This is a genomic window from Pseudomonas sp. W2-17 (assembly GCF_041060445.1).
GTDB lineage: Bacteria > Pseudomonadota > Gammaproteobacteria > Pseudomonadales > Pseudomonadaceae > Aquipseudomonas.
Genome location: NZ_JAUFNS010000002.1, coordinates 177,712 through 194,342 on the forward strand (window position 1 = coordinate 177,712; position 16,631 = coordinate 194,342).

General features: G+C 62.2%; 16 protein-coding genes. 5 read left to right on the top strand and 11 right to left on the bottom strand.

Annotation, left to right across the window (positions count from 1 at the left end; all coding sequences use genetic code 11):
• Positions 1-192 precede the first annotated feature (192 nt).
• The 3 genes from QWI20_RS03150 (at position 193) to QWI20_RS03160 (ending at position 2,443) form a co-directional block, all read left to right on the top strand.
• Positions 193-546 (top strand): hypothetical protein, encoded by a 354-nt coding sequence (locus QWI20_RS03150; protein ID WP_369304127.1) that lies wholly within the window; start codon positions 193-195, stop codon positions 544-546.
• Between the two features lie 216 nt (positions 547-762).
• Positions 763-1,245: a DUF2938 family protein gene (locus tag QWI20_RS03155; protein ID WP_369304128.1), complete on the top strand. Its 483-nt coding sequence runs from the start codon at positions 763-765 to the stop codon at positions 1,243-1,245.
• Between the two features lie 136 nt (positions 1,246-1,381).
• Positions 1,382-2,443 (top strand): SDR family oxidoreductase, encoded by a 1,062-nt coding sequence (locus tag QWI20_RS03160; RefSeq protein WP_369304130.1) that lies wholly within the window; start codon positions 1,382-1,384, stop codon positions 2,441-2,443.
• A 90-nt stretch (positions 2,444-2,533) separates the two neighbouring features.
• Here QWI20_RS03160 and QWI20_RS03165 read toward each other — a convergent pair whose 3' ends face one another.
• Genes QWI20_RS03165 through QWI20_RS03175 form a run of 3 tightly spaced genes read right to left on the bottom strand, consistent with a single transcriptional unit; the run spans position 2,534 to position 5,412 of the window.
• Positions 2,534-2,743 (bottom strand): DUF2945 domain-containing protein, encoded by a 210-nt coding sequence (locus QWI20_RS03165; protein ID WP_172612667.1) that lies wholly within the window; start codon positions 2,741-2,743, stop codon positions 2,534-2,536.
• Between the two features lie 25 nt (positions 2,744-2,768).
• On the bottom strand, positions 2,769-4,619 hold the full coding sequence (locus QWI20_RS03170) for a glycoside hydrolase family 15 protein (RefSeq protein WP_369304131.1): 1,851 nt from the start codon (positions 4,617-4,619) through the stop codon (positions 2,769-2,771).
• Positions 4,612-5,412, bottom strand: coding sequence for a glucose 1-dehydrogenase (locus QWI20_RS03175; RefSeq protein ID WP_369304133.1), 801 nt, complete (start codon positions 5,410-5,412; stop codon positions 4,612-4,614). The genes QWI20_RS03170 and QWI20_RS03175 overlap by 8 nt, the downstream gene beginning before the upstream one ends.
• Positions 5,413-5,763: 351 nt before the next feature.
• Here QWI20_RS03175 and QWI20_RS03180 point away from each other — a divergent pair, with 351 nt between their 5' ends.
• Positions 5,764-6,687, top strand: coding sequence for a LysR substrate-binding domain-containing protein (locus QWI20_RS03180; RefSeq protein WP_369304134.1), 924 nt, complete (start codon positions 5,764-5,766; stop codon positions 6,685-6,687).
• Positions 6,688-6,865: 178 nt separating this feature from the next.
• On the opposite strand, the gene pstB is transcribed toward QWI20_RS03180, so the two are convergent.
• From pstB to QWI20_RS03220, 8 genes are all read right to left on the bottom strand, one after another.
• Positions 6,866-7,645, bottom strand: coding sequence for a phosphate ABC transporter ATP-binding protein PstB (gene pstB, locus QWI20_RS03185; RefSeq protein ID WP_369304135.1), 780 nt, complete (start codon positions 7,643-7,645; stop codon positions 6,866-6,868).
• Complete coding sequence (gene pstA, locus QWI20_RS03190) at positions 7,645-8,523, bottom strand: phosphate ABC transporter permease PstA (protein ID WP_192172407.1); 879 nt, start codon at positions 8,521-8,523, stop codon at positions 7,645-7,647. Before pstA ends, pstB begins: the two co-directional genes overlap by 1 nt.
• On the bottom strand, positions 8,520-9,515 hold the full coding sequence (gene pstC, locus QWI20_RS03195) for a phosphate ABC transporter permease subunit PstC (protein ID WP_192172406.1): 996 nt from the start codon (positions 9,513-9,515) through the stop codon (positions 8,520-8,522). Before pstC ends, pstA begins: the two co-directional genes overlap by 4 nt.
• 70 nt (positions 9,516-9,585) lie before the next feature.
• Positions 9,586-10,605 (bottom strand): phosphate ABC transporter substrate-binding protein PstS, encoded by a 1,020-nt coding sequence (gene pstS, locus QWI20_RS03200; protein WP_346628907.1) that lies wholly within the window; start codon positions 10,603-10,605, stop codon positions 9,586-9,588.
• Positions 10,606-10,997: 392 nt separating this feature from the next.
• The gene (bla, locus tag QWI20_RS03205; RefSeq protein ID WP_369304136.1) at positions 10,998-11,888 is read right to left on the bottom strand and encodes a class A beta-lactamase; all 891 of its coding nucleotides are present in this window, start codon (positions 11,886-11,888) and stop codon (positions 10,998-11,000) included.
• 200 nt (positions 11,889-12,088) lie between these two features.
• On the bottom strand, positions 12,089-12,292 hold the full coding sequence (locus tag QWI20_RS03210) for a hypothetical protein (protein ID WP_369304137.1): 204 nt from the start codon (positions 12,290-12,292) through the stop codon (positions 12,089-12,091).
• A 29-nt stretch (positions 12,293-12,321) separates the two neighbouring features.
• The gene (locus QWI20_RS03215; protein ID WP_369304138.1) at positions 12,322-14,379 is read right to left on the bottom strand and encodes a pyridoxamine 5'-phosphate oxidase family protein; all 2,058 of its coding nucleotides are present in this window, start codon (positions 14,377-14,379) and stop codon (positions 12,322-12,324) included.
• Between the two features lie 28 nt (positions 14,380-14,407).
• Entirely contained in the window at positions 14,408-15,031 is a 624-nt protein-coding gene (locus QWI20_RS03220) for a glutathione S-transferase family protein (RefSeq protein WP_369304139.1), read from the bottom strand.
• Positions 15,032-15,333: 302 nt separating this feature from the next.
• On the opposite strand from QWI20_RS03220, the gene QWI20_RS03225 reads away from it, so the two are divergent.
• Positions 15,334-16,626 (top strand): MFS transporter, encoded by a 1,293-nt coding sequence (locus QWI20_RS03225; protein ID WP_369304140.1) that lies wholly within the window; start codon positions 15,334-15,336, stop codon positions 16,624-16,626.
• Positions 16,627-16,631 lie beyond the last annotated feature (5 nt).

Sequence of the window (16,631 nt, forward strand, 5' to 3'; positions counted from 1 at the left end):
GTTGTTTTCGCTGGTTTGGCGCATTCATGTTCCGCGCCGCGAGGTAAAACCGAGGCTAAGAGCTGCGCCATCGCGCCGTTTGGGGGATCGGTCCGGGTTTACCCAACCTTTACCGATCCTAGACGTGGGTTTACACGGATCCGGTGTTTCATACGTCCATGGCGAACCCACTCTTTCGCCAAAGGAGACACCATGATTTCCAAGATGACCCAAGCCCTGATCCTGTCCGGTCTGCTCGCCAGCGCCGGTGCGGCGTCCGCCAGCGAACGCAACGTGATTGTGCCTGTCATCGCCGGAGCCGCCGTCGGTGCCGTACTGGCCGCGGTGATCAGTCAGTCGAACAACGACCGTCATGATCGCTATCAGGATTACCGCCCGCAACCGCGCTATGCGCCGCGTTATCAGCCGCAATATCAGCCCGTGGCTTATGTGCCAGTGCGTGAGCGGGTCGAATACCGCCGTTTCGCACCACCGCCGCCCCATGGCTATTACGACGGCGGCTACCGCCGGGGGTTTGATCACGGTCGTGGCAATGACCGCTGGTAAGTGCCTCAGCGACCGTTAATGTGGGACCGGCCTTAGCCGGGAAGGCGTCGGATGTCACACCGCAAATCTCGCGGTGTTCATGCAGGCCTCCTCCCGGCTGAAGGCGGTACCACTCATGCACCGCATGCATTCAACTCACGCGCTTTCCCTGGCAAAACTGCTAACGTGTTCGGCCATCACTCGCCCATCGATCACTGACAGCACACAGGGACGGACATGTTCGAATTCATCTACCTGGCCATTCTCATCGGCATTGGCGGCACGGCGCTGCTGGATCTCTGGGCTCTGCTGCTCAAGGCGCTGCTGGGTTTGCCGACCCCGCCCTGGCACCTCGTCGGTCGCTGGTTCGCCGGGATGCCCAAGGGGCACTTCGTGCACCGCAATGGCATTGGCAATTCCCCTCCCGTCGCCAATGAGCTGGCAATTGGCTGGTTCATGCATTACAGCGTCGGCGTCCTGTTCGCAGCGGCGCTGCTGTTTATCTGGGGCGTGCAATGGGCACACGCGCCGGCCTTTCTGCCAGCGTTGATCGTCGGGCTGGTCACCATCGGCGCCGGCTGGTTCATCCTGCAGCCCGGGATGGGTGTCGGGGTGGCGTGCAACAGAGCGCCGAAGCCGAACGTGGCCCGGTTGCAGAATGTGGTCGGCCATGTGGTCTTCGCCATCGGCATGTATGGCGCGGCGCTGCTGGTCGGATGAGTTAACGGAGGGCGCCGGCGCGGTGTGTGGTCGCACCCGGCCAATCGCGCTGAACCTATGGGCAGCGATGCCGTTCTGAAACCTGAGAGCTGCATCGTTATGAAGCTCGTTCAACCCGATCAAACAGGAGATCCCCATGACCCAAACGGCCTTGGTCGTCGGCGCCAGCGGCATCGTCGGCAGCGCAACCACTCAACTGTTGCTCGATAACGGTTGGCAGGTGGCCGCCCTCTCCCGCCGCCCCTCCCAGACGCCTGGCGTGATCCCCGTCGCGGCAGACCTGCAAGACCCCGCCTCGGTAGAGCAGGCCCTCGCGGACCTCAAGCCGACCCACGTCTTCCTCACCACCTGGTCGCGTCAAGCCACGGAAGCGGAAAACATCCGCGTCAACGCCGCCATGGTGCGTAACGTCCTGGACGCCTTGAGCCCGGCGAAGAGCGTCAAGCACGTTGCGCTGGTCACCGGCCTGAAGCATTACCTCGGCCCGTTCGAAGCCTACGGCAAAGGCACCCTGCCGCAGACGCCGTTCCGCGAGTCCCAGGGTCGGCTGGACATCGAGAATTTCTATTACGCCCAGGAAGATGAAGTGTTTGCCGCCGCCGAACGCGACGGCTTCACCTGGAGCGTGCACCGTCCGCACACCGTTACCGGGGTCGCAGTGGGCAACGCGATGAACATGGCGACTACCCTCGCGGTGTACGCGTCGATCTGCAAAGCCACCGGCCGCCCGTTTGTGTTCCCCGGCTCCCGCGTGCAGTGGGACAGCCTCACCGACATGACCGACGCGCGGCAACTGGCCAAACAGCAGCTGTGGGCAGCGACGACGCCTGCGGCGGCGGATCAGGCGTTCAACATCACCAACGGCGACGTGTTTCGCTGGAAGTGGATGTGGGGCCAGATCGCCGAGTACTTCGGTGTGCACCCTGCTGCATTCCCGGAGCAGGTGTCCCCGCTGGAAGAGCAGATGGCCAACGATCAAGGGGCATGGGACGAGCTCGTGCGCGCCCACGGTCTGAAAGAGGCCGACATCAGTCGCCTGATTTCGCCGTGGCATACCGATGCCGACCTCGGTCGTCCCATCGAAGTGGTCACCGACATGTCGAAAAGCCGGACCCTGGGCTTCAAAGAATTTCAGGCCAGTGACCAGGCGTTCTTTGACGTGTTCGACACGTTGCGGGCCCAGCGCCTGATTCCTTGATCGGCTGAACCGGCCACAAAAAACGCAGCGATGATTTCGGTCATCGCTGCGTTTTTGTATCCGGTCCATCTGTTATCAAAGACGCAGGACTCAAGCCTTTTCCAGCGCGTCCTCTTTGTGCATCGCCAGGTGCCCGGTCTTGTCGCTCTTGACCTCGTACTGCGGCGCGTCGGGCGAGGCATGGCGATGGCGGCCCATGAACTCCACCTCCTTGGTGTGCACCTTCGTCACTTTGCCGACGATGTGCCCGGCTTCGGAATTCCAGCGCACGTGATCACCGACCTTGAATGCATGAGCCATCGATTTTCTCCTTTGATCCTGGAAGTCAGGGCTGCCAGAGGGTCTGGCTGCCTTCGAGTTTGCGATCCAGAAAACTCGCCGCACTGATCAGTGCCAGGTGGCTAAGGGCTTGCGGCGTGTTGCCCAGGTGGTGGCCGTGGGCGTCGAACTCCTCGGCGTACAGACCCAGCGGGTTGGCATAGCGCAGCAATTGCTCGAACTCCAGATGCGCCTGCTCCACACGCCCGGCGCGGGCCAGGCACTCGACGTACCAGAACGAACAGGCCACAAACGCGCCTTCCTCACCCTCAAGGCCGTCCTGATGGTCATCGTCGTTGCGATAGCGGAAGACCATGCCGTCGCGCACCAGCGTGCGTTCGATGGCGTCCAGAGTCTTTAGCCACTTCGGATCACTGGCGCCGACGAAACGCACCAGTGGCATCATCAACATGGAAGCGTCGAGGTTCTTGCTGCCCTTGTGCTGGACGAAATGGCCCAGATCGGCGTCCCAGAAATTTTCCCAGATGTCGTCATGGATGGCCTGACGTTCCCGGTCCCAGCGCTCGAACGGCGCCGGCAGCGAGCGTTTCAGCGACAGCCGCAGCGCCCGGTCCAGCGCCACCCAGCACATCAGCCGCGAATGCAGAAAATGCTGGTCGTCGCCGCGCATTTCCCAGATCCCGACGTCCTTGCTGTTCCACGTTTCGCACAGCTCATTGACCAGCCGCGTGACGTGCTTCCAGCCCTCGTGGGAAATGGCCTCGCCGTATTTGTTGGCCAGGTACACCGCGTCGAGCAGCTCACCGTAGATGTCGAGCTGCGTCTGCTTGTAGGCCTCGTTGCCGATGCGCACTGGCGATGCGCCGCCGTAGCCGCTGAGGTGATCCAGTTCTTCTTCGGGCAATTCTTCGCGGCCGTCCAACGCGTAGAGAATGCCAAGCTTGTTGGCGTCTTCGCAGCAGTCGCCCATGCGCTCACGGACCCAATGCATGAAGGCATTGGCTTCTTCGGTATAACCCAGGCGCATGAAAGCGTAGACGGTGAAGGAGGCGTCGCGGATCCACGTGTAGCGGTAATCCCAGTTGCGCTCGCCGCCCTCTTCTTCCGGCAGGCCGAAGGTCGCCGCAGCGACAATGCCGCCATGCTTGCGCGAGGTCAGCAGCTTGAGCGCCAGGGCCGAGCGATTGACCACTTCACGCCAGCGGCCGCGGTAGTTGGAATGCCGACTCCAGTGCTGCCAGTAGTTGACGGTGTTTTTCAAATCGCAGTCGCAATTCGTGGCCTTGACCAGCGGATCATCGGCGCCGCCGAGCATGAACTCGACGACGTCGCCCTGTTTCATCTCGAACTCAGCCACCGCCGCCTGGCCTTCAAGGGTCAATGCCGTGGTCGCCGCCAAACGCAGGGCGGGCTGACCTTCGGCCTCAAAACGGATGTCCTCGCCGTCCATCTGCGCGGTCGTGTCAGCGCGGCTGTAGTCGTGGCGCACCCGGCAGAGCATGCGCACCGCCGTTTGACCGTGACGAACGTGGATGCGGCGGATCAGGCGCGGCAGCTTGTCGACTTCCGATGCGATGGGCATCAGATCTGTGACTTCGACGACGGCGTCCTTGGCGATCCAGCGCGTCATCAGCACGTTGGTTTCGGGCAGGTACAGTTGCTGGCGGCGGGCATCCGGCAGGATCGGCGCCAGCTGGAAAATACCCGCGTCGGGGGTGTCCAGCAGCGCGGTGAAGATGCTCGGGCTGTCGAAGTCGGGCCAGCAGCAGAAGTCGATGCTACCGGTGTCGGCGACCAGCGCCGCACTGCGCATGTCGCCAATGATCCCGTGGTTTTCGATAGCATTCTGCGGTTCTTGCTCGTTCTGCTCATCGGGGTTCGGGGTGTGTTCAGCCATTGTTGCGGAACTCCGGGTAGAGGCTCATGCCGCCGTCGATGAACAGCGTCGTGCCATGCACATAATCGGACGCATCCGAGGCCAGCCAGACGATGGCGTTGGCCACATCATCGGCCTCGCCCACACGGCCGTAGGGGATCAGCTCCAGCAGTTTCTTCTCGGCGTCGCCGCTGGTGGCCTTGGTGTTGATGGCGGTGCGAATCGCCCCCGGCGCGATGCTGTTGACGCGGATGCGCTGCTCGCCGACCTCTTGGGCAATGCTGCGCATCAACAGATCGACGCCGCCTTTCGACGCGGCGTAATTGACGTGGCCGGCCCACGGGATGACCTGATGCACCGAGCTCATGTGAATGATCTTGCCCAGGGCGCGAGACACCTCGGGGCGGATGTCCTGTTTGGCGAACTGCCGCACTGCCGCGCGCGCGCAGAGGAATTGGCCGGTGAGGTTGACGTTGATGACGGTGTTCCAGTCCTCGAGGGTGATGTCGGCGAAGGCCGCATCCTTCTGCAGCCCGGAGTTGGCGACCAGGATGTCCAGACGGCCGAACGCCTTCAGCGTCTCGGCGAACAGCCTTTCCACGTCCTGCTCGTTGGACACGTCCGCGCCAATGGCGATGGCCCGGCCGCCGGCGTCGATGATCTCTTGCGCGAGCTTCTGCGCGGGTTCGGGCTGCGAATGGTAGTTGACGACCACTGCCGCGCCGGACGCTGCCAGCCCTCTGGCCGCGCCTGCACCCAGTCCGGAACTGGCGCCGGTGACGAGGGCGACCTGGCCTTTCAAGGAAATCTGCATGGAATGTAGAGCCTCATGGTGAGCGTTTTAATGCTGACTCATGGGGTTCTGCCGAAGTTCATCGGGAAAGGTTCGCTCCAATGGCAAAACGCTGCGGGCGGTGGCATTGGCAGGCAAGGCTTGAGCGGTCACACCGCAAAATCGAGGGCGCCCGAACTGGCCTATTCCCGGCTGAAGCCGGTCCTACAATTCGCGGTCCAGCCGGTCCCACCAAGAGCTTGCGTATATTCAACAGGACTGGCTTTAGCCGGGAAGGCTGGACGCCGAACGATCGCGCTCCATAAACTGGTGCCCATCATGTCGCAGGCCTTCCACAGCAGGGTGACGAATGTCGGGTAACGGGGACGATGTATGAATCGCAATGAGCTGCGCAAGGCCGACATTAACCTGATGGTGGTGTTCGAGACCTTGATGCAAGAGCGTAACGTGACCCGCGCCGCCGAGAAGCTGTTCCTCGGCCAACCCACCATCAGTGCCGCCCTCAACCGCCTGCGTGCGCTGTTCAACGATCCATTGTTCATTCGCGTCGGTCACCGCATGGAACCCACGGCGCGGGCCAACGAGATCATCAGTCACCTGTCGCCGGCGCTGGACGCGATGTCTGTCGCCCTGAGCCTCACGCGGGAATTCGATCCGGCCAGCAGCGACATGACCTTCCGCATCGGGCTGTCCGATGACGTCGAATACAGTTTGTTGCCGCCGATGCTGCGCGCCATCCGTGAAGAAGCGCCAGGCATCGTCCTGGTAATCAAGCAGGTCAATTTCTGGAATGTCTCGGAATTGCTCATGTCCGGTGACATCACCGTTGGCGTCTGCCTGACCCGTGAGCTGCCGGCCAACGCCAAGCGGAAACTGCTGCGCAGCGTGCAGCCGATGGTGGTGCGGGCCGATTCTTCGCCTGAGCCGATCACCCTGGATGAATACTGCACGAGGCCCCACGTCGTGGTTTCCCACGTGGCGAACATTTCGAGTTTCGCGGATGAGTGGCTGGCGGCGATCGGACGCAAGCGCACCGCCGTACTGTCAGTGCCGCAATACAGCACGCTGCCGGCGTTGATGGAGGGGACGGATCTGCTGTGCAACTTGCCGGATCACCTGACCCGGGCCATGGCCCGAACCGGTCTGCGCGGTGAGCCGCTGCCGTTCGTGACGCCGAATCTGGAGCTGTCGATGGTCTGGCTCAGCGTCATGGACACCGACCCCGCCGAACGCTGGCTGCGCAAGCGGCTGGAGGCGTTCATGGGGGACTCAAGCGCTACCGGTTCCCCGCAATAGCGCCTGGCCTCTTCCCGGCTGAAGCCGGTCCCACTAATAGCCTGCGATCAAATGTAGGACCGGCTTTAGCCGGGAAGGGGCCGGTTTGTACACCACCCAATTTCCGGTGCAGCGGCGACGCATTCCCGGCTAAAGCCGGTCCCACTAACACCTCTTGCAGCGCCAGCGGTATTCCCACTCAGCCAAAACGACCGGTGATGTAATCCTCGGTCTGGGTCTTGGACGGCTTGGTGAAGATGGTGTCGGTGTCGCCGTGTTCGATCAGTTCGCCCATGAACATGAACGCGGTGTAGTCCGAGCAGCGCGCGGCCTGTTGCATGTTGTGGGTGACGATGATCACGGTGAACTGCTCTTTGAGCTCGGTGATCAGCTGTTCGATGCGACCGGTGGAGATCGGGTCGAGGGCTGAAGTCGGCTCATCCAGCAGCAGCACTTGCGGGCGTAACGCAATGGTGCGGGCGATGCACAGACGCTGTTGCTGACCACCGGACAGGCTTTGGGCGCTCTGTTTGAGCTTGTCTTTGACTTCGTCCCACAGCGCCGCGCCGCGCAGGGCCTGCTCGACGCGCTCTTCCATCTCGCGACGGGAGAGTTTCTCGTGGTGACGCACCGCGTAGACGATGTTGTCGTAGATCGACATCGGGAACGGCACTGGCTTCTGGAACACCATGCCGACGTTGCTGCGCAGGCGGTTCATCGAGTAACCCGGGGCGAGAATATTCTCCCCGTTGAGCATCACTTCGCCTTTGGCTTCCTGTTTCGGGTACATCGAGTAAATGCGGTTGAATACGCGCAGCAGCGTGGACTTGCCGCAGCCGGACGGCCCGATGATCGCGGTAATGCGCTTCTCGGGGATGATCATGTCGACCGACTTCAGCGAACGCTGAGCGCCGTAGTAGAAATCGAGACCGCGCACCTGGATTTTGGTTTTTTCGTCGGCGAGGGAAAGGTTGTTCATCAGGACGCCCTATTGCGCAAAAGGAGAAGACGGGAACTGAGGCTCAGTACCAGTACAAACATGGTCATAATCAAAGCGCCGGCCCAGGCCAGGGAATGCCAGTCATCGAACGGACTCATCGCGTACTGGAAGATCACCACAGGCACGCTTGCGATCGGTTTGAGGAGGTCACTGCTCCAGAACTGGTTGCCGAAGGCGGTGAACAGCAACGGCGCGGTTTCGCCGGTGATGCGCGCCAGCGCCAACAGGATGCCGGTCACGACGCCGGCCTTGGCCGCACGCAGGACGATCTGCAGCGTCAGCTTCCATTGCGGCACACCCAGCGCCAATGCGGCTTCGCGCATGGTCGAGGGTTGCAGCTGGAGCATTTCGTCGGTAGTCCGCACCACCACCGGGATCACCAGCAGGGCCAGGGCCAGGGCGCCGGCGATGGCCGAGAAACCGACCTGATGGTTGGTCACGGCGCTGAGGGGCAGGATCACCGCGGTGTACACGAACAGACCGAGCACGATCGACGGCGCCGACAGCAGAATGTCGTTGATGAACCGCACCGCATTGCCCAGCTTGGTGTTGCGGGCGAACTCCGCCAGCCAGATACCGGCCATCAAACCGATCGGCGTGCCGATCAGCAGGCCGATGCCGGACATCAGAATGCTGCCGTAAAAGGCATTGGCCAGACCGCCCGATGAGCCTGGTGGCGGGGTCATCTCGGTGAACAGCCGCAGGTTCAGCGCTTCGAACCCGTTGACGATCGTGGTCAGCAGAATCCACACCAGCCACAACAGGCCGAAGGCCGTCGCGGCGCAGCTCAGGACCATCGCGATCCTGTTCTTGATCGCGCGGGCGCGGTACAGGTTTTCGTTATCGGCCTTACTCATAGACCCTCCTTGCGCGACAGACGAGAGAGCATCAGACGGGCGATCGCCAGCACGATGAAGGTAACCACGAACAGCAGGAAGCCCAGGGCGATCAGCGCAGAACGGTGCAGGTCGGTGTAGGCCTCGCTGAACTCGTTGGCAATCACCGAAGCAATCGAGCTGCTCGGCATCATCAGCGATGCGGAGAACTGGTGGGCGTTGCCCAACACGAAGGTCACCGCCATGGTTTCACCGAGCGCACGGCCCAGGCCCAGGAACACCCCGCCGACCACCGCAGAGCGGGTGTAAGGCAGGACGATGTCCCAGACCACTTCCCAGGTCGTGCCGCCCAGTGCGTACGCCGACTCTTTAAGGGCAATGGGCACGCTGCGGAACACTTCGGTCATGACCGAGGTGATGAACGGGATAATCATGATCGCCAGCACGATGCCGGCGGTGAGCATGCCGATGCCCAGGGGCGGGCCCTGGAACACGGGGCCGATCAGCGGCAGCGCGCCGAGGTTGTCGTTGATCCACGGCGCCATGTATTGCGCCATGAACGGGCCGAACACGAACAGGCCCCACATGCCGTAGATGATCGAAGGGATGCCCGCGAGCAGTTCCACCGCCGAAGCGATGGGCATGCGCAACCAGGGCGGTGCGACTTCAGTCAGAAAAACCGCGATGCCGAAGCTCACCGGAACGGCGATCAGCAGCGCTAGAAAGGAGGTGACCAGCGTGCCGTAGATCGGCACCAGCGCGCCGAACTTGCCGTTGACCACGTCCCATTCGGTACTGGTAAGAAATTCGAAGCCAAAGGTCTTGAACGCCAGGGCACCGCCCCAGAGTGTCGAGCCGGCGATACTCGCCAGCAACAGCAGCACCAACAGAGCCGCTCCCAGCATCGTGCGCCGAAACCAGGCGTCGTGTCGGTGATCGCGGGCCGCGCGTTTTTCGCTCTCGGATAATGCATCCGGAATCACAGCGGACATGTATTGGGTGTTCTCATTCATGGTAGGTCCACTCGCAAGGAAACCCTGCCACCGAGCGCTCGGTGACAGGGGTTAGCCGGATTACGTCGAGTTACTTGGTGAACTCGGTTTTCCAGTAGTCTTCGATCTTGCTGACCAGCGATGCAGGCAGAGGTACGTATTCCAGTTTTTCAGCGGCGCTCTGACCTTTTTCCAGGGACCATTTGAAGAAGTCGAAAGCAGCCGCGCTTTTCTCGGCGTTCTTCGGTTGCTTGTACATGATGATCCAGGTGGTCGCGGTGATCGGCCATGCCGTCTTGCCCGGCGCGTTGGTCATGATCAGGTTGAAGTCTTTGGCGTTGGCCCAATCAGCCGTGTCAGCCGCTGCGGCGAACGCTTTGGCGTCAGGCTTGATGAACTCGCCAGCAGAGTTCTGCAGTTGGGTGAAAGCGATATCGCTTTTGGTGGCGTAGGAGTATTCAACGTAACCGATCGAGCCCTTGATCTGTTTTACGTAAGCCGCCACACCTTCGTTACCCTTGCCGCCCACGCCCACTGGCCATTGAACAGCGGAGCCGGTGCCTGGACCGGATTTCCATGCGTCGCTGACTTTAGTCAGGTAGCTGGTGAAGTTGAAGGAAGTACCCGAACCGTCCGAACGGTGAACGACAGTGATGTTGGTATCAGGCAGTTTCACGCCATCGTTCAGTTTGACGATTGCAGGGTCGTTCCACTTGGTGATTTTGCCCTGGAAGATGTCGGCCAAGACCTGGCCGCTCAGTTTTACGTCGTTGGCCTTGACGCCTTCGAGGTTGACGACTGGAACGATGCCGCCGATGACGCTTGGGAATTGGCCCAGGCCGCCGGCCTTGAGGTCTTCCGCGGACATCGGGGCGTCGGACGCGCCGAAGTCAACGGTGGCAGCCTTGATCTGGGCGATACCGCCGCCCGAACCGATCGACTGATAGTTCACGCGATTGTCAGCAGTTTTGCTGTAGTCCTGCGACCACTGGGAGATAACCGGGAATACGAAACTCGAACCAGCGCCCGTCACATCAACGGCGTGTGCCATACCCGACAGGCACATCGAAGCCATCAGAAGCGACAGGCGTTTTTTAGTCAGCAGAATCACGGCAATACCTCAGCAAGAGAATTTTGTGTGTGTGTGGTCACAGTTGAAGACCCGAGGCAGATTTAAAACTGGAAACATTTCTGTTTGATGACAGTCTTGAGACCACGCGCCAAAACGGAGGCGTCTGTCAGCCATTTCCTACAGGCTGTAAAACCGAAGTGCCCGGTTTTGTTGGCTAAGGCTGAGGTTGTCCAAGGGAAGGGAATTTAATATCAATGCGCCACATCTCAGCCTGAAGGCATCAAATTTGTGGCAATTGAGCGGTGCCTGGGGCGGCACAGGACTGTGTTGAGCCGTTGGCGGAGTTCACCGGCCGTATGGCGCGAATGATGCATCGGGGTCAATGTGTATCGAGATTTTACGGCTCGCCTCGATACACCTCGACGCTCGCCTTACACCCCAGCGGCAAGCCGCCCGATATCGGCCATCAGCGCGTTGATCTGCTCACCGCTGGCTTTCGATTCGGTGTAATACGCCGTTACCAGAACAGGCGGGCGGTCGCCGGGCCAGATCACGGCAACATCGTTGCTGGCGTTGTTGGCACCCGAACCGGTCTTGTCGCCCACACGCCAACGGGCAGGGACGCCGGCGCGCAGCTTTTTGTCGCCGGTCTGATTGTTCACCAGCCAGGCCGTCAATTGATCGCGCGAGGCCAGTGTCAGTTTTTCTCCCAGCACCAGCGTGTTCAATGTCTGCAGCATGGCGACGGGCGTGGTGGTGTCGCGCGAGTCACCGGCCCGGTTTTCATTCAGCTCGGGCTCGCGCCGGTCGAGGCGCGTTTGCGTGTCACCGATCGAGCGCAGCCAGGTGGTCAACCCTTCGGGACCGCCCAGGCTGTCGAGCAGCAGGTTGGCTGCGGTGTTATCGCTGAGCGTCATCGCCGCCTCGCACAGCGAACCGACGCTCAGCCCCTGCCCGCCCACGTGCAGCTCAGTGGTCGGTGAATACGGCACCAGTTGCTCGGTGGAATAGGCGATGCGCCGCGACAGGTCTTCCTGCTTTTGATCGACCCTCGCCAACACGCAGGCGGCGGCCAGGCATTTGAAGGTGCTGCACAGGGCAAAGCGTTCATCGCCGCGATGGCTGATCAGGCGCTGGCTGGCCGTGTCCAGAATGGCGACACCCAGCCGGCCGCCGTGACGACGTTCGAGGTCGGCCAGCTGCTGCTGGATGACTCGATCAGAAGAAGGCTCCGAGCGCCGCTCGAAAGCGAATGAAGGAAGACTCAGCAACGTGGGCACAGCCAGCAACGACGCGCCGATGAGGGTTCTGCGGGTGATCAAGATGAACGTCCTTGTGAGGGGCAACGAGCGCCGCACGGATCATGGCACTCACCCCGATGGGATGAGCCGCCGGCGAACCGCTGCGAACCGTGGGCAAACCGGCGCACATCATCCGGCCAGACGCCGGGACATTTCAACCATCAGTCGCTACACACGCACAATCATCGGCCCGCGCCCTCATCGCCCTTGCCGCGTTGCCTTCAGTGTGATCGTTTGAAGGCCGGGATCGAACGCACCCACATGAACAGCCGCTGGGTCGCCGGGGTGTCGACGGGCTCGTGGCTCGCGGCAAGCTCGCCGGCCAGGGACGCCAGCGACTGTGGCAACAGCCAGGAGATCTCCTGCTCGGTGGCCTGATAAGGCATCGGGGTTTCCTCTTTCTCGAACGCTGGCCATGGGTTCATTTCCGTCTCTCCCGCACATGCATGGATGGTTACAGATCGAGCACCAGAGGCCCTGAAGCCGGGACTGCGCAGCAGATCAGCACGTGGTCCGGCGCCGGCCTTTCAGCGGGCGCGACCGGATAATGCACCTGGCCACTGATGAGCCGGGTCTTGCAGGTGCCACAGGATCCGCCGCGGCAGCTGAATTCCGGGCTCAGCCCGCGGCGCTCGGCCAGTTCCAGCAAAGTGCCGCCGGCGGGTTGCCAGCGCGCTTCCTTGGCGGAGCGTTCGAACACCACCGGCACCGCTTCGGTCGCGGCAGGCGCCTGCTCAAAGGCACTCGCCCGGGAATCGCCGCTGCGCTTGAGGCTGGACGGGCCGAAGGTTTCGGCATGAATGCGCTCGTCGCGTATGTGCAGGCCGCGCAGGCCGTCGTAGATCTCTTGGGTAAACGCCGCCGGGCCGCACACATAGAAATCAAAATCGTTGAACGGCAGCAGCGCCTTGAGCAGATCGAGGTCGATGCGGCCGGTCAGGTGGAAATCTTCACCCACCCGCGCTGACGTTTCCGGCTGGCTCAGCACGCGGATCGCTGTCAGCTGGTCGCCAGCCTTCGCAATGAGTGTGTCCACTTCTTCGCGAAACGCCAGGTCGGCCAGACGACGGGCACTCTGGATGAACCAGGTCGCCCGCCCTCCCCGCACCCGTTTGCCTTCGTAGATGACCTCTCGCAGCATCGACAGCATGGGCGTGACGCCGATGCCCGCCCCCAGCAGCACCAACGGCCGGCGCTCTTGCGGGTCCACCACGAAACTGCCCTGGGGTGACCGCGCCTGAAGCAGGTCGCCAACGCTGACGTGGTCATGCAGGTACGCCGAGGCCAGGCCGTCGCGCTTGACGCTGATGCGGAAGAATCCGTCGGACGGCGCGCTGGACAGGCTGTAGGTACGAATCAGCGGCGGCGTGCGACCGTCCGGGGACAGGCGCAGCGGCAGGTGTTGACCGGCCTTGAACGCGGGCAACCCGGCGCCGTCGGCAGGCTCGAAATAGAACGAACGAATACCGTCGCTTTCGTCCTCGATCCGCGTCACCCGCATCGGGCGCCATTGATCGCGCAGAGCATCGGCCTGCAGGCGCGCGGCAGTCTGCTGCCAGTCGCCGGTCATCACGCTGTTCGGCGACCAGCCCTGGAATTCCCAGCGCGAGCGCAACGCCGCTGGCCGACGCACCACCTGCTCCACGCGCACCTGCCATAGCCGTTCGGCGCCTTGAAATGCCGCGATTTCCGGCCCGTCGAGGATCAGCGTGACAGTGCCGGCCACCTGCAACAGCTCGCCGGTCTGGAAATCAACAAACAGCAGACCGGCCTTGGGATTGACCTGAAAATTACCCAGCGTATTGAAGAAGAGGTTGCCGGCGAAATCCGGGACGGTCAGCACATCGCCGTCCACCCGCACGAACCCGGTCTGGCCGCCACGGTGGGACACGTCCACCGAACGATGGCGCTGCGCGCCCTCAAGGTCAACGTAGCTGGCGACGAAGAAGGTGTCGGCGACCCGAATGGTGGCGATGGCGGCGTCATCCAGTGCGGTCAATCGCTGCACCGGGGGACGCTCCGCCACAGCTTTGAGCGGCACCTGCTTCAATGCCCGCAGCTGAATGTACTGCGGGCAATTGCCATACGAATGCTCGACGCTCACGGAAAAACCGTTTTCCCGCACGTCGCTGATGTGGCCATTGATGCGGTTGCGACGGCGAGTGTGCAGGTCGATGCCGAGCATGCCCACCGCCGCGCCCGGCACGAATCCGGCGCCGGCCGGGTCGTCGGCGTTGGGACGTCGGGCGATGTCCAGCCGTCTGGCGTCGGGTGACTGGATAAACCCCGACCGGGCGTCCAGCAGGGTCGCCCATGGCCAGCCTTCAGCGTCCACGGCGCCGATGATCAGGTACGGCAGATGCTCGTAGAACTCACGGTGCTGATCGGGCATATAGTCGCGAATAACGCGCTTGCCCAGGGTTTCCATGCGCTCTGCAACGCCGACTTTGGCCTGCAGAGCGCGCTCGCCGGAATGCCATGGCGATGGTATTTCAGTGCGAATCTCGTTCATGGCGCGAACTCCCTGGACTCCCGGATGATTAGTTGACCAGCCCTGCCGCCGTGCGTGGCATGGGCGTGAAGCCCGGCAGGTTCTCGATACGCGTCAGCCATGCCTGCACGTTGGCGTATTCGTCCAGCGACACATTGCCTTCCGGCGCGTGGGCGATGTAGCTGTAGGCGGCAACGTCGGCGATGGTGGCGTGATCGGTGGCGAGAAATTCGCGGCCGTTCAGGTGCTGATCAATGACGCGGAGCGCGTCGTGGGCCCGCTGAATCGTGTCTTTCGGATCGAAACCCGCGCCGAACACCGTGATCAGCCGAGCCCGCGCCGGGCCCAGATAAATTGCGCCGGAGGCGGCAGACAACCAGCGCTGCACCTGTGCGGCGCCCTCGGGATCATTCGGCAGCCAGCGGCCCGACGGGTCGTACTTCTTTGCCAGGTACACCAGGATCGCCATTGAATCGGCGACGATGACGCCGTTGTCGTCAATCACCGGCACTTGGCCGAAGGCGTTGATGGCGAGGAATTCCGGCTTTTTCTGCTCGCCCTTGGCCAGATCAACAAACTGGATCTTCGGATCAAGGCCCAGCAGCGACAACATCAGCTCGGCGCGGTGGGAGTGGCCTGACAGCGGGAAGTGATAAAGCGTGATGGCGGTCATGGGGTGGGCTCCTGGGCAAGTGGATCAACTCAGCGTGGGGCGGCGATGCCGCAATGGTGAGCCGCGCTGGTGAAGTGAATAGTGGGCCTCGCCGCTGGATTGGAGAATGACCAGAAAAAGCAATCCACTGTTTCACGGAATGAAATGCCGGGCTTCGAATCCCGCTGCTTGAACCGCTCACACGTCTCCCGCCTTCCCTATCTGCAACATTCAGAAATATCCCCTTGACGGAGGCCCGATGGCTGAGCGTTCATATTGGAGTACAGCCATCATCCAACTGCTCTGCTCTCTGGTGAATTTCCATGGTTTCGTCCGTTCTGGCGGCTTCGCTGTCGCGCCGTCGCATTCACTACAGCTGGGTGATCCTGGCCGTTACCTTCCTGACCATGCTGGTCATGGCCGGCGCAGTGGGCGCGCCGGGTGTGTTCATCCGGCCGCTGCAAGCAGAGTTCGGCTGGGACACTGCCGAGATTTCTTCGGCGCTGGCGATACGCTTTGCCCTGTTCGGTCTGGTCGGCCCGTTTGCCGCCGCATTCATGAACCACTTCGGCGTGCGCAAGGTGGTGCTGACCGCACTGACGCTGGTCGCCAGCGGCATGGTCTTGTCGCTGTTCATGACGCAGTTCTGGCAGTTGGTGCTGCTGTGGGGCGTGGTGGTCGGCTTCGGTACGGGGCTGACGGCGATGGTGCTCGGCGCCACCGTCGCGACGCGCTGGTTCTCAAAACATCGCGGGCTGGCAATGGGTTTGCTGTCGGCGAGTTCTGCCACGGGCCAACTGGTGTTCATGCCGCTGCTGGCGAACATGACCGAGCATTTCGGCTGGCGCACGGCGCTGGCGTGCATCTGCACGGCCATCGTCATTGCCGGCGTCGCGGTGCTGGCGTTGATGCGCAACCGCCCTGCCGATCTGCAACTGCCACTCTACGGCGATGAGGACATCCAGCCCGTAGCCGCGAGCACCCAGACCTTCGTTCAGCTGTTGATCACCCCGCTGCGGGTGCTGCGCGACGTGTCGAAAACCTGGACGTTCTGGGTGCTGTTCATGACGTTCTTTATCTGCGGCGCCAGCACTAACGGCCTGATCCAGACCCACTTCATCAGTCTGTGCGGCGATTACGGCCTGGCCGCAACCACGGCGGCCGGAATGCTGGCGGTGATGGGGATTTTCGACTTCTTCGGCACCATCGGTTCCGGCTGGCTGTCGGACCGTTTCGACAATCGCTGGCTGCTGTTCTGGTACTACGGCTTTCGCGGCGTGTCGCTGGTGCTGCTGCCGTTTCTGGATTTCACCGTGTTCGGGCTGTCGGTGTTTGCCCTGTTGTACGGGCTGGACTGGATCGCCACAGTGCCGCCCACCGTGAAGCTGACTGCCCAGCGATTTGGCGCCGAGCGCGCCAATATCGTGTTTGGCTGGGTGTTCGCCGGCCATCAGTTGGGCGCCGCCTTTGCCGCCTTCGGCGCCGGCTGGACACGCACGCATTTCGCCACGTACCTGCCGGCGTTTTTCATCTCCGGCCTGTTGTGCGCCATTGCGGCGTTGATCGCGCTGTCCATCGTGCCGCCCGTGAAGTCGACCAGGGCTGCTACTGCGTAAACGGC

Bases quoted from the DNA above. Each gene is read 5' to 3' on its own strand.
- QWI20_RS03150 (WP_369304127.1), top strand. From the start codon at position 193: ATGATTTCCAAGATGACCCAAGCCCTGATCCTGTCCGGTCTGCTCGCC.
- QWI20_RS03155 (WP_369304128.1), top strand. From the start codon at position 763: ATGTTCGAATTCATCTACCTGGCCATTCTCATCGGCATTGGCGGCACG.
- QWI20_RS03160 (WP_369304130.1), top strand. From the start codon at position 1,382: ATGACCCAAACGGCCTTGGTCGTCGGCGCCAGCGGCATCGTCGGCAGC.
- QWI20_RS03165 (WP_172612667.1), bottom strand. From the start codon at position 2,743: ATGGCTCATGCATTCAAGGTCGGTGATCACGTGCGCTGGAATTCCGAA.
- QWI20_RS03170 (WP_369304131.1), bottom strand. From the start codon at position 4,619: ATGGCTGAACACACCCCGAACCCCGATGAGCAGAACGAGCAAGAACCG.
- QWI20_RS03175 (WP_369304133.1), bottom strand. From the start codon at position 5,412: ATGCAGATTTCCTTGAAAGGCCAGGTCGCCCTCGTCACCGGCGCCAGT.
- QWI20_RS03180 (WP_369304134.1), top strand. From the start codon at position 5,764: ATGAATCGCAATGAGCTGCGCAAGGCCGACATTAACCTGATGGTGGTG.
- pstB (WP_369304135.1), bottom strand. From the start codon at position 7,645: ATGAACAACCTTTCCCTCGCCGACGAAAAAACCAAAATCCAGGTGCGC.
- pstA (WP_192172407.1), bottom strand. From the start codon at position 8,523: ATGAGTAAGGCCGATAACGAAAACCTGTACCGCGCCCGCGCGATCAAG.
- pstC (WP_192172406.1), bottom strand. From the start codon at position 9,515: ATGAATGAGAACACCCAATACATGTCCGCTGTGATTCCGGATGCATTA.
- QWI20_RS03210 (WP_369304137.1), bottom strand. From the start codon at position 12,292: ATGAACCCATGGCCAGCGTTCGAGAAAGAGGAAACCCCGATGCCTTAT.
- QWI20_RS03215 (WP_369304138.1), bottom strand. From the start codon at position 14,379: ATGAACGAGATTCGCACTGAAATACCATCGCCATGGCATTCCGGCGAG.
- QWI20_RS03220 (WP_369304139.1), bottom strand. From the start codon at position 15,031: ATGACCGCCATCACGCTTTATCACTTCCCGCTGTCAGGCCACTCCCAC.
- QWI20_RS03225 (WP_369304140.1), top strand. From the start codon at position 15,334: ATGGTTTCGTCCGTTCTGGCGGCTTCGCTGTCGCGCCGTCGCATTCAC.